General features: G+C 47.9%; 9 protein-coding genes. 3 read left to right on the forward strand and 6 right to left on the reverse strand.

Annotation, left to right across the window (positions count from 1 at the left end; translation table 11 throughout):
* Window positions 1-22: 22 nt before the first annotated feature.
* From ACQSGY_RS13570 to ACQSGY_RS13585, 4 genes are all read right to left on the reverse strand, one after another.
* A complete protein-coding gene (locus ACQSGY_RS13570; RefSeq protein WP_427052441.1) occupies window positions 23-1,522 on the reverse strand; it encodes an extracellular solute-binding protein in 1,500 nt (499 codons plus the stop codon).
* Between the two features lie 27 nt (window positions 1,523-1,549).
* A complete protein-coding gene (locus ACQSGY_RS13575; protein WP_427052442.1) occupies window positions 1,550-2,377 on the reverse strand; it encodes a carbohydrate ABC transporter permease in 828 nt (275 codons plus the stop codon).
* Window positions 2,378-2,469: 92 nt separating this feature from the next.
* Window positions 2,470-3,459, reverse strand: a complete 990-nt coding sequence (locus ACQSGY_RS13580; protein ID WP_248063617.1) for an ABC transporter permease — start codon at window positions 3,457-3,459, stop codon at window positions 2,470-2,472.
* A 355-nt stretch (window positions 3,460-3,814) separates the two neighbouring features.
* Window positions 3,815-6,262 carry an AraC family transcriptional regulator gene (locus tag ACQSGY_RS13585; protein ID WP_427052272.1) on the reverse strand — a complete coding sequence of 816 codons (2,448 nt, stop codon included), beginning with the start codon at window positions 6,260-6,262 and terminating at the stop codon, window positions 3,815-3,817.
* Window positions 6,263-6,466: 204 nt separating this feature from the next.
* Between ACQSGY_RS13585 and ACQSGY_RS13590 the strand changes: the two genes are divergently transcribed.
* The 3 genes from ACQSGY_RS13590 (at window position 6,467) to ACQSGY_RS13600 (ending at window position 11,081) form a co-directional block, all read left to right on the forward strand.
* Window positions 6,467-7,825 (forward strand): dipeptidase, encoded by a 1,359-nt coding sequence (locus tag ACQSGY_RS13590; RefSeq protein ID WP_427052273.1) that lies wholly within the window; start codon window positions 6,467-6,469, stop codon window positions 7,823-7,825.
* Between the two features lie 807 nt (window positions 7,826-8,632).
* Window positions 8,633-9,211 (forward strand): TetR-like C-terminal domain-containing protein, encoded by a 579-nt coding sequence (locus ACQSGY_RS13595; RefSeq protein WP_427052274.1) that lies wholly within the window; start codon window positions 8,633-8,635, stop codon window positions 9,209-9,211.
* 238 nt (window positions 9,212-9,449) lie between these two features.
* Complete coding sequence (locus tag ACQSGY_RS13600) at window positions 9,450-11,081, forward strand: oleate hydratase (RefSeq protein ID WP_427052275.1); 1,632 nt, start codon at window positions 9,450-9,452, stop codon at window positions 11,079-11,081.
* An 870-nt stretch (window positions 11,082-11,951) separates the two neighbouring features.
* On the opposite strand, the gene ACQSGY_RS13605 is transcribed toward ACQSGY_RS13600, so the two are convergent.
* Complete coding sequence (locus ACQSGY_RS13605; protein ID WP_427052276.1) at window positions 11,952-12,335, reverse strand: hypothetical protein; 384 nt, start codon at window positions 12,333-12,335, stop codon at window positions 11,952-11,954.
* Window positions 12,336-12,634: 299 nt separating this feature from the next.
* Window positions 12,635-13,006, reverse strand: coding sequence for a hypothetical protein (locus ACQSGY_RS13610; RefSeq protein WP_145405308.1), 372 nt, complete (start codon window positions 13,004-13,006; stop codon window positions 12,635-12,637).
* Window positions 13,007-13,109: the final 103 nt, after the last annotated feature.

The following is a 13,109-nucleotide window of genomic DNA, read 5'->3' on the forward strand; positions in this document are numbered from 1 at the left end:
ATTTCACACGGAAATCCGTCCATTATTTCAGGGCAGCGTACAGCTCGTTGATTTCCTTCACGTATTCGTCACCACCACTGCTTTTCCATAAAGCCACCGCATCCGCGAAGCCTTTTTCATCAATCTGCCCTACAATATATTTGATCCGGGCATCGTTAATGATATTGTCCAGCTGCGGCCCTTTCTGGGCATACACGTCCGAGATCAGCGGCTCGCCGGGATTAGCGACAACGATCTGCTCATTCGCCTTCTGCACCTGTGCCACCTTCTCCCGGACAGGGGTTGGCTCGACGCGAAGTGTTTTGTCCTCAGGAATGAACATCAGTATCTGATTCAGCCCTTGTACATCCCGCAGCGCCAGCTTGTCGGTCGTTGGAAGCACATAATCTCCTTTTTTCTCATACTGCTTGCCCTCGATACCGTTCCCCAGCAAAGCCTGCAGTTCCGGCTCGTTCAATTGATCCAGGAAATGCAGCACCTTCTTGAGCTCTTCTTCGGTTTTGACACTGCTTTTGGAGATCGCAATCATACCCGAATACCCGGATGTCGGCATATCCCGCAGCCCCTTAGGCCCCTCCATCGCCTGTAATACATCTACACGCCCTGTGGCGTTCGGGTCCTTCTCCAAAATCTTCTGATCCATGCGCTGTGCATTATCCGCTACATCGACCATGACACCCGCTTTCCCGTTCACAAACGGATCAGGCAGCTTCGTCGGGTCCATCACGGCAAAGTCCTTGTTGACCAGACCTTCACTGTAAATTTGTCTGAAAAATTTCAATGCCTCCATATATTCCGGCGTCTCATGTGCAGGCATCAGGCCGCCCTTACCGTCATCTCCCCACTTGTTCGGGGCGCCAAACCAAATTTGCATATTATCCCATGGACCCGTAAATTTGCTGGCAACCAGACCATAGGTGTCGTCTTTACCATTTCCATCCGGGTCATCCTTCGTGAATGCTTTGAGCACATTGTAAAACTCTTCGATGGTCTTGGGCTCCTGCAGCCCCAGCTTCTCCAGCCAGTCCTTGCGAATGGTCACCCCGTTGCGCCCTAATGCTCTCGCCCGGTAGATGCCATATGTTTTGCCATCAATAGAAGCATTGTTCTTGATGATCTCATTCATCTGGCTCAGGTTCGGATAATCCTTCAAGTACGGGTCAAGCTCCCAGAACGCACCTGTCCGGGCCGCATTAATAAAGCTAGGGGACTTGCCCAGCACAACCATAATCTGAGGAAGCTTACCTGAAGCGAGTGTAATGTTGAATTTATCCTCATATGAGCTGCTTGGCACCCATTGCAGATCAACATCCACTTGAGTAAGTTCCTCCAGCTTCTGAATCACGGGACTGTTCGCCGGCGGATTCTCCGCTTCAAAGTTCGGAAGCATCACGGTAAGCTGCTGCTTCGCGCCTGCTCCCGATGCTCCTGATTGCTTGCTTTCTGTGGAGCATGCCCCTAAAACCGTGCCGAGTACCAGTGATGCCGAAAGCAGCCAAGCCCCTTTTTTAAACGCGTTCATGTGTACCATACGTTCTCCCCCTTGGTTTTAACCTTTGATTGAACCCAACATGACACCTTTGGCAAAATGCTTCTGCAAAAACGGATATACCAGCAAAATTGGGATGGTACCGACAACGATTACCGCCATTTTGATCGACTGCTCGGGCGGCTGCACAAAGTTCGGGTCCATATTCGCCATATCGCCCACACTCGCTTGGGATAAAAGCACGATCTGTCGCAGCATGACCTGTAAGGGCCATTTGTCACTGTCCGAGATGTACAGCAGTGCCGAAAAAAAGTTGTTCCAGTGGCCTACGGCATAGAACAAGGCAAAGGTGGCAATGACCGGCTTGGACAGCGGCAGTACAATTCGCCACAGTACCCCCAGGTCCGAACAGCCGTCGATCCGGGCGGCTTCCTCCAGCCCGGGCGGCATTTGCTGAAAGAAGTTTTTGACAACGATTAAATTAAAAGCGCTAATAGCGCCAGGAAGCATCAAGGCCCAGTACGAATCGAGCAGTCCCAATCCGCGAATGACAAGGTACGTCGGAATCATGCCCCCGCCAAACAGCATCGAGAAAATGACCATATTCATCAGCACATTGCGGCCCCAGAAGTCACTTCTGGACAGCGGGTAAGCCATCGTAAGCGTGAAGAACAGATTCACCAGCGTGCCTGCAACGGTAATGAAAACCGACACACCTATGCTGCGGAATACGGTAGAGGACGAAAAAATATACTCGTAGGCACTGAAGGAAAACACCTTCGGGATCAGAAAAAAGCTGCGTTCTGTAATTTCGGCCTCCGTGGCAAACGAATTCCCGATAATATACAGGAAAGGAAGCACGGTTAAGATGCCCAGCAGGCCCAGCATGACATAGTTGAACACATCAAATACCTTACCGGCAGAGCTGTTGTATAAACGGCTGTTCACGGGTGTTCCTCCTTCCAATCATTTGCACACCATTAATAAATACCGGGATGACCGAACTTCTTCGCCAGTTTATTGCTGCCAAGCACAAGAATAATGCCAACCACCGATTTGAATAGTCCAACAGCGGTACTGTAACTGAATGCGCCTTGTGTAATACCCACGGTGTATACGTATGTGTCAAAAACATCGGCCACATCCCGGTTCAGCGAATTGGTCATCAGGTAAATCTGTTCAAACCCGGTATCCAGGAAGTTGCCCAGCCGCAGAATCAGCAAAATGACTATCGTCGTGCGGATCGCAGGCAGTGTCACATGCCACATGCGCCGCAGCCGTCCTGCTCCGTCTACAATAGAAGCCTCGTACTGCTCCGTATCAACCCCTGCAAGAGCTGCGAGGAAAATGATCGTGCCCCAGCCCATCTCCTTCCACATCATCTGAATGATAATCAGGGGCCGAAAGGAACCCGGACTGGAGAGCACATCGACAGGTCGGCCTGTAATCCAGGCGATCAGATCGTAGAGCACACCGCCCTGCGGGGTGAGAAACACATAGGTGATGCTCGCGATAATGACCATGGATACGAAATGCGGCACATAGACCAGCGTCTGAATGGTTCTTTTGAAGAAAGCTACGCGAATCTCATTTAATAACAGGGCAATAATGATGGGTGCCGGAAAAAAGAAAATCAGATCATACAGCGCCAGAAGCAGCGTGTTACGCAGCAATCGAAAGAAATCCGGGTTAGAGAAAAAGGTGGTGAAGTTCTCCATCCCGACCCACTCGCTCTGACGAATGCCAAGGAAGGGCTGATAATCCTGAAAGGCAATGACGATGCCCCACATCGGCAAATATTTGAAGATCACAAAATACAAAAAACCGGGAAGCACAAGCACATATAACCATTTGTTTCGTTTAATCTGCCTTTTCCAGTTGGACTCCCGTTTCAGCGGCTGCAAGATCACCTCCGCCGGGGCAGTCAGTGCTGATTGGCCCGGTTCATGATGGTTCATCTTCCCGTTCATGGTTCCCCCCCTTGTTGTCTGCGACTTCGATTGTAAGCGTTATCAAAGTTCTGGTATTCAGACTATACAGCCAGCGATTTGCAGGCAACCTTCATTTTTTGCTGTGACTGTATAATTCATCGAAAAGCCCGCTATAGCGCCATTTTGGCGAGGCTTTGCACTTTTTGCAGAGGGGCAGATTGCACTTTTTTGCCGATTTCTCTTTCTTTGTTTGTTTGTTTGTTTGTTTGTTTGTTATCAAAATGAAAAACCGGTATCTGCGTCAAGCAGACATCCGGCGATGGATCAAGCGGGTATACCCTGACATTCCGCCGCAAATAAGCGGCAAATAAGTGGTTCACCATGGGAGCTCTTCTTATTTAAACCATTGGTCCCGGTACTGGCTTGGCGTAATGCCCTCCTGTTTCTTGAAAATACGATTAAAGTAGCTATGCTGGTAACCAACCGCAGCGGCAACGTCATTGATACGCATGGCTGTGTCACGCAGCAGCTGTTTGGCTGCATCCATTCGCACCCGTGTGACATAATCAATAAAATTGCTGCCTGACACTTGTTTGAAGGCTTTGCTCAAAGCGTACGGGGTCATCTGCTCCAGGTCTGCACAGCTTTCCAGTGAAATATCGCTTGCATAATGCTGCTCGATATACCTCATGGTGCGTTCAACGACCTGATTCAACGGCTCTTGGGTGCGTGACTGTATCTCTTCTATATAGGGTAAAAAAACCTCCCGAACCATCCACTCCTGCATCTGTACCGGCTCGCGAATGGCGGACAATTGTTCATACATGTTGCTGCCGCCAAACAAGGTATACGGAGTTACCCCGGTCTGAAGCATCATATGTTGAATACTTCCGAGCAATTGCAGCATCATCTGCTGTACCTGAAATTCGGTGCGGCCCGCGCCGGTAATATCAGACATGAAGGCTGCAAGGGCTTGCTCCGCTTCAGACAGATTCACCAGCCGCAGCGTCTGAATGAGCTCACGTTCCAGCCCCAGCGGATATGATGCGCCTTCATCGTTACGAAAGCATTGCTCATCCTCCAGATCAAGAATCTGACTGCCCTCTTCTACGCGGCGGTATGCCGCAGCCTGCTCCATCTCCACAAGCTGTCCGGGCAATTCCTGCAGCGCAGTCACGGGCCTGCTGACCATCAAGGTCACATTCAATCTCAGTGTGCGCGCAATGACATCGACCAGTTCCTCAGCCCATATCCGTGCCTGTGGTTTGATTGATTCAGACTCAGGGGCAATAATCAGCATCGCGGAAGAAAGGTTGTGAAAATTCATCACACTGCTCTGACTGAAATACGCTCTCGCAACCTCTTGAATGATATTGACTGCGGCAAACGTCACCAGCCCTTTATCCTGACTTCCGAACCGTCCTTGCAGCTGGTCATATCCCGTAAAATACATCTGTACCAGCAGAAACTGCCTGCCTTCCAGTTCAAAGCCAAGATGAGACATTCGCTGACGCAAGTCCTCTTCGCTATAAGCATACATATGGCCCTGGATAAGCTGTAACACAAAGCTGGTTCGCAGATGCGGCAGATGCTCCTGCAGCTGGCGATGTGCCGATACACTGCGTGATGTCAGCTCATGCCATTGCCGTTCTAACAGTTCGAACTCATCCAGCCCGGCTCCCGCTGTTTCTTTATCCCTGTCACTCTCACTTCGCACAGGCATAAGCAAATGCAGCATACGGGCTACCGGGGAGTAAATCTGACGTGAGGCGAACCAGGACAGAAGCAGCCCCAGCAGAAGACTGCCCGCACTGGCTGCCACAATGATAGTGGATATCAGCTTGACGGGAGAAGTGATCGCGTTCAAAGGCGCAGCCGAAACATACCTCCATGCCGAGTCAATCCGATCCAACGTCCCGTACGAAACAGAGTAGGTCTGATCCTCGTAGCGAAACAGAAAGGAGCGACTGTCCTTGTGCAGACCCACCTCTTCTTTGAGCTGCTGCTCAAAAGCAGTATACGGCCTGCTGCTGTCTGAATCGCCTGATATGAGCGTACGTCCTTCCTCATCCATCAGAAAGGTTAAGCCTTCATCATAAGGAGTAAGCGTTTTCAATAAACTTGCCAATTTCTCATTATCCAGCGTGACGATCAGTGCACCGAACGGATGAATGCTCTCCCCCGGTATTTTATGAACAAGCACAAGCGGATTGCCTTGAGCTGCATTCAGGGTCTGCTCTTGGCTCTGGTTCAAAGACTGCTCTTGAACTGAATTCGGGCCCTTATCCTGCGTTGCTTCCGCTCCTCCGATTGCCTCTGTCTTGCTGCCAGGTCGCCAATCCGTCCAGTATACATGGTTGCCCATCGTCAGATAACGCTGATAGGCTGCCGCAAGCGAGCTGTCCGTCAATTCCGTGTAATCACGGTTAAACAGAATCGGCTTCGGTTCCTGCAGATACAGCTGCGCGGATTGAATTAACGGATGAGAACCCTGCAGCACATACAGTGTCGTTACGATCTCCTGCGTTTCATTGAAATAATAAATAAAATCCAGATTCCGCAGTGCATTGCCAAATCTCGGTTCAAATGCCCAATGGGATAAATTCATCTCCAGGTAGGCGAGCTGGTCGTCCACATTCCCCGCACGGTTCTCGATCTGGCTCTGGTGCATGCGATTAAATTCATTTTCCATCCATCCAACGACGAGCTGGTACATGACGATGCCCGTAATTAAACCGGGAATGCTGACGATCAATAGAATGAGCATCAGGCTGTTTCGGTAGAAACGGCCCTTGTGTCTTGTCGCCCTCCATTCAGGCCAATGCTTGAGTCTGACTGTCATGAACTTTCCTTCAACTCCCTGTTCAATAGTTGAGGTGACCGGTTCTATTTTGAAAATATATGGATAACGCCGTTTTCTGTATTATACGCACAATTGGCAATGTGTTGAAGCCATGCGGATGTTGCATTTTTTTAACCAATGTTTTATTAACGTGGCAAAATGGATTACAATAGATTGAAAGCAGATTGAAGGAGGCCTCTTTTGATGAAAGAACAAGCATATTTTGAACAAAATCGGGATAAACATCTGGCAGAACTGAATGAATGGTTATCCATTCCGAGCATTTCGGCCATTTCTGAGCATAAAGAAGATATCCAACGTGCCGCACAGTGGGCAGCAGATGCACTCACACGTGCCGGGATGGAAAATGTAGAAATTATCCAAACGGCCGGACATCCGATTGTTTATGCAGATCACCTGCATGCTCCGGGTAAACCGACAGCGCTGATCTACGGACACTACGACGTACAGCCGGTTGATCCGCTTCACCTGTGGGAGACACCTCCTTTTGAACCAACGGTTCGAGATGGCAAGCTGTATGCCCGTGGTGCAACGGATGATAAAGGACAAATTTTTATACATATCAAAGCCGTTGAAGCACTGCTCGCCGAGAACAAAGAGCTTCCGATTAACGTGAAGTTCTGCATCGAGGGTGAAGAGGAAATCTCCAGCCCGAACCTGCCGATCTACCTGAACGATCATACGGAAAAGCTGCGTGCTGACATGGTGCTGATCTCGGATACGTCCTTGCTGGAAAAAGGAAAACCGGCAATTTCCACGGGCCTGCGCGGCCTGTGCTCCATGCATGTAGACCTGTTCACCGCCAACACCGATCTGCACTCCGGCTCTTTCGGCGGTGGTGTACCCAACGCGCTGCATGCTCTCGTATCCCTGCTGGCATCCCTTCATGATGAGCAAGGCCGCGTAAGTGTAGACGGCTTCTACGACGGAGTTCTGCCACTGTCACCGGAAATGCGCGAGGAATTCACAAAGCAGGGCTTCAACGAGGAGCAGCTTCGTCAGGATCTCGGACTCGAGCATTTGTATGGTGAAGAAGGTTATTCCTTCGTGGAGCGTGTCGGCGCACGTCCAACGCTGGAGCTGAACGGCGTATGGGGCGGCTTCCAGGGCGAAGGCACCAAAACCGTCATTCCGAAAGAGGCACATGCCAAAATCACCTGCCGTCTGGTTGCAGATCAGGACCCGCAGCATGTACTTGATGCGATTGAAGCGCATCTTCGCGCCCATGTACAGCCAGGTGCCACACTGCAAATTGAACAGATCGAGAAGGCTTTTGCCTTTAACACCGATCCGACTGATCCGATCCTGCAAAAAGCCGCAGATGCATATGAAAAAGTATACGGCGTACGTGCCCTCTTCACCAAGGATGGCGGCTCGATTCCGATTGTAGAGAAGCTTTCCCGCGTGCTGGGCGTGCCTGCGGTCATGATGGGCTTTGGTCTGCCGGACGAGAATCTGCATGCACCGAACGAGCACTTCAATCTGGAGAACTTTGATAAGGGATTGCTGACTGTTGTGGAGTTTATGAAAAGTCTGGCTTAACGGTTAAAACGGAGGTGAGGGCGAGCTTAGTGGACGTTCCGGTGGCGAGTCGTTCTTTCGATCGCTGTTATCCCCAGATTTTTTCGATTCCCTTTTCCAAGGGGAAAATCCGGGGATAAAGGCGAACGCTTCGCTTCTACAGAATCGATCTCGCCTCCTCCACTACGTTAGCGCCTTTCCTCTGTCCTTTTTTAAAAATTATGCCCCCTTTTATGGGGCATGGCAGAAAAAACAGGATGTGGGGCGCGCTTAGTGCACGTTCCGGTGGCGAGTCGTTCTTCCGATCGCTGTTATCCCCAGATTTTTCGATTCCCTTTTCCAAGGGGAAAATCCGGGGATAAAGGCGAACGCTTCGCTTCTACAGAATCGATCTCGCCTCCTCCACTACGTTTGCGCCTTGTTCTATACTCGTTTTAAAAGATAAGCAATGCTTTTGGGAGAGTAAAAAGGGATTGGGGCGCTGGGAGGACGTTTCGGTGCGAATCGTTCTTGCGAATTGCTGTTACTACTCTTTTCTTTAGCCATATGTCATTAATATAGCGAGATAAGAAACCGATAGCCTTTATGGTTATCGGTTTCTTATTTTATTACAAGCTGTGTATATAGTGATCAATATGATTCCATGTCATGGCAGATCATGTTAATCTTCTTATAAAGAGTTTGCAGCGCTAAACGCATTCATAACATTACTTTTATACGGGACAGGGACAGGAACGGTATCTATAACCGCGGGTACTTTTTTCAAACCTGATACATTCCTGCATCTCCGCACTTGCAAGCCGAATCTGAATGATGAGGTGAACTGTGATGTCTGCTTCTCATTTGACCAAAACTGCACTGGCTCATTCACTCAAACATTTGATGGAACATACCCCGCTGAACAAAATTACGGTAAAACATCTGGTCGAGGACTGCGGTGTGAACCGGCAAACGTTTTATTATCATTTTCAGGACATTTATGCACTGCTCGGATGGATCTATGAAACGGAAGCTGTGAACAGCCTTGCGGGGTATCGCAGTTACGACACATGGACCGAAGGATTTCACAAAATTTTCTGTTACATTGAAAATAATAAAGCCTTCTGCTGCAATACGCTAGAATCCCTCGGTCGTGCTCATCTGGATGGATACCTCTATCAGGTTACGCATGATCTGATTATGGGGGTGATTAACGAGCTGGCGGGTGGAGCCAAGGTTCGCAGTGAGGATAAAGAGTTTGTCGCCAATTTCTACACACTCGCCTTCACCGGGCTGATTATTCAATGGATGAGAAATGACATGAAGGAGCCGCCTGATCAGATCATTACCAAGCTGAGTGAACTGATTGAAGGAAATGTGATCAGGGCACTGCACAAGTATGAGCTTAAATATGAGCACTTAAAATAACACGGAAAGCTGCCATCGGCTTCAGGATGAGCGGCTTTTTTGCGAGTATCATTTGGAGCATGATCAGGTTCGGTTAGCTTGATTGGAAGAGAAAGATGGAAACCAGCAGGCTTATACTCTTGTCGCAACAGAAAATGAGTCCTAACCAAACAACAAGACCGCCTATAACTAGACATTTTTCCAATAGTGACTAAAAAACAGACACCTGCTTTCTTTTGATCATACCTTCTTTCCATGCATGGGTTTACATTGGGAATGTGAGTACACCATCATTTGGAGGCGATTGGTCGTGAAAAAGGAACATGGCTCTAAACAGGTTTATTTTGTTGGCGGCGGTATTGCATCCCTTGCGGGAGCAGCTTATTTGGTGAGAGACTGTGACTTTCCTGGTGAAAACATTCACATCATTGAAGAAATGCCTATTCTCGGCGGCAGTAATGACGGGGCAGGTAATGCCGAGCAGGGTTACGTGATTCGCGGTGGACGTATGCTTAATGATGAGGCGTATGAGAATCTGTGGGAGCTGCTGGCGACCATGCCTTCCATTGACCATCCGGGCATGTCGGTAAGAGAAGAGATCACTGCTTTTGACAATGCCAACCCGACACATTCCAATGCACGCTTGATTAACCGCGATGGTCAGGTCGAAGATGTTCTGTCCATGGGCTTTGACATGGCCGACCGGCTGGCGATGGGCAAGCTGATTATTACCCCTGAAGATACGCTTGGCAAGTTGCGAATTAACGACTGGTTTGCTCCCCACTTTTTCCAAACGAACTTCTGGTATATGTGGGCGACGACGTTTGCATTTCAGCCTTGGCACAGTGCGGTGGAGTTCAAACGATATATGCTGCGCTTTTTTCACGAGTTTCCACGTATTCAGACGCTGGAAGGGGTTACGCGCACACCCTATAACCAATACGACTCCATCATTCTGCCGCTGCACCGATATTTGGAGCCGTTCGGCGTAGATTTCACGCTGAAATGTACTGTTACGGATTTGGACTTCAAAGAGGGCGACGGAATCACCGTGACTCACATGCATGTGCGGCGGAATGGAGCCGAGGAAGTAATTGATATTCATGAAGGGGATTTGGTGATTGTAACAAACGGTTCCATGACCGAAGGCGCTGATCTGGGCTCCATGACTTCCGCTCCGAAGCTGAACGGCAAGGGCAGCTCCTGGAAGCTGTGGGAGAACATTGCGGCGAAAAAGCCGCTGCTGGGCAACCCTTCCTCCTTTAACGATCATGTCGATGAGTCCAAATGGGAATCGTTCACGGTTACGTTTCAGGATTCGGTATTTTTTGATCTGATGGAAAAATTCACTCGCAACCGCGCCGGTACTGGTGCTCTCGTCACATTCAAGGATTCAAGCTGGTTCATGTCCGTTGTACTTGCTTTTCAGCCGCATTTCCGGAATCAGCCGGAGCATGTCAAAGTCTTCTGGGGCTACGGGCTGTATCCAGACAACGTAGGTGACTATGTGAAAAAAAGAATGTGTGATTGCACGGGTGAAGAAATTATGCAGGAACTGATCGGCCATCTGCATTTTCGGGAGCACCAGGACGCGATCATGGCAACAGCCAATTGTATCCCTTGTATGATGCCTTATATCACCGCTCAATTCATGCCACGGCTGAACAGTGACCGCCCTCAAGTGGTGCCGGAAGGTTCAACCAACCTGGCGTTTATCAGTCAATTTTGCGAGATTCCCGACGATGTGGTGTTCACAGAAGAATATTCGGTGCGCGCCGCACGCATCGCCGTATATACACTGCTTGGCATCAACCGCCCGGTGGAGCCGATCCATCAATATCAATACGATGTGCGAACGCTGTTCAGCAGCTTCGTGACTTCGTTCAGATAAACATTCGGATACGGAATCAGAAAAGCATGTAGATATTCATGTAGATATGCGTTCAAATACGAGATATGTATTTAGATGTGTGTTTAGATACGTGTTTAGATATATGTTTAGATACGATATATGCATTGAGAGATGCGTTTCAAATATGCACTTCAAATATGAGTTTAGATAAAAGTTCAAATACGTATTCGGATATGCGTTTAAGATGTGCATTCAGAGATGCGCTAAGCTTTGTGCTCAGATAAACTTGTGAAATTTATTCACTAAAAAGAGCCCTGTCATCTGATCTGACAGGACTCTTAATGGGGTATGCTTTTGCTTTGTCAGCTGTACGCTGAACCGAACCTATCCATGAAGAATAATGGGGAGTTTCGACTTTATGAGTGTGGGAGTGTAGAATTATAATAGTATAGACTTATAGAAGTCGTAGCACGAGAACCAACATCACAATGTGTTTTTTACGCGGCCAACCAACGCAGAATCTACGAAAACAACCAGTAACATGCCCCTCATCAAAATTAACTCCTAACAAAACACAACATAGTACAGCACAACCGTATTGACTCCTGCCAGAATAGTCACCAAGACAAGGAAATAGCCGCTTCCCACGCTCTAACGATCTCAGGAAAGCTTATTTCACCATTTTAGAAGGTCTGAAAAATCTAACGAATCGTACAAGCCTTATTTGACAAATTCAGCTGCGTTTCATGCCAAAATGGGCTGATTCATGTGAAATAGCGTCTCTCGGATTCGTTAAAATTCGAAATGCCGTGAAATCGGGTAAATAAGGCTTCTCAGAATCGTTAGCGCATGAGCAAACTTTTCATAGCCCACTTCTTGCCATAAGTCGTAGATTAGTCAGGTTAATATTTAACCCTCAGGCACAGATTTGTACATTGTATAATTGCCTTCTTCACTGGAATATACATACTCAGGATGCTCTATGGAACGAAACAATTTTGTGCCTGGAGGCAATACAGTAGCCATACCTGATTTAAACTTCTTTGTACTTTTATAGTGTTTCATTGATATTTCTCCATATAAAGTCGTATCTACAGATTTAAATTCTGCTTCGTTAACGGTTTTCACCTTTTTATAAAGTATAGACTCGAATAAAAATAGATCACTATTTTTATCTAATTCCATTAAGGCTTGCGCCATTTCTTGGGTAGCACTAGTTTCTGTTGTACACCCCACAATTCCAAAAAAAACTAAATTAAATACAAGAAAGAAGTAAATAACTTTATTATACATAAAGAATAACCTCCTTGTATTATTACAACCTACACTTGCTCATATATAGTAAATCAATAGATTCAATGGATACTTTGTGAATAGAAAGACAACAAATGAGATAATACGCTTCTTTCCAAGAAGGCCTAATATTCAGCTGTCTATGGAAAAAAACTAAAAAAACAAATGTACATAAAAGGTCGCCTAACTGGCGACCTTTTAAAAGTGTATCAAAATTACTGTGTCATCTTCGATCAACGGTGCAGTTGGTTTAAATAAACAGGAAAGCTCTCAGGCAAACTCCTTCCTTATGCGAACAATTACGTGCGAAATGTCGTGAACTTCAGCATATGCACCATCTTGGAGAAATGCGTAATCTCCTGATCCACGTCTCTCGTATCCGTGCCTGCCATCGCTTGATTGGCTCGCAGTGTTCTGCGCGTGTTCAGCATGCCTTCAATCAGCTTCATGACCGTGTTGCGTCCGCGGTGGTCCACGATCATGTATTTTTTGCGTGCATCCAGCTCAATCCATACGATGTTGTTAAAGGTCGTGAACAAATGTTTGCGGTACTGCTCCATATCCGTCTCATTGTAATGCTCGCCATAAAAAGCATAATATCCGTGAATGTGCAGCTTCTCCGCCAGCACGGGGATAAACGGATCATGTTCCAGCATGGCGTTACGTTCCATGGTTCATGCCTCCGTGAATGATCCGCAGATCTCATTTTTTGAGATCTATTTTAACATATTGTTTAGCGCATTTCCTCTTATGCCATCCCCGGCAAGTCCCACA

The sequence above is a fragment of the Paenibacillus sp. TC-CSREp1 genome (assembly GCF_050171015.1).
GTDB lineage: Bacteria > Bacillota > Bacilli > Paenibacillales > Paenibacillaceae > Paenibacillus > Paenibacillus silvae.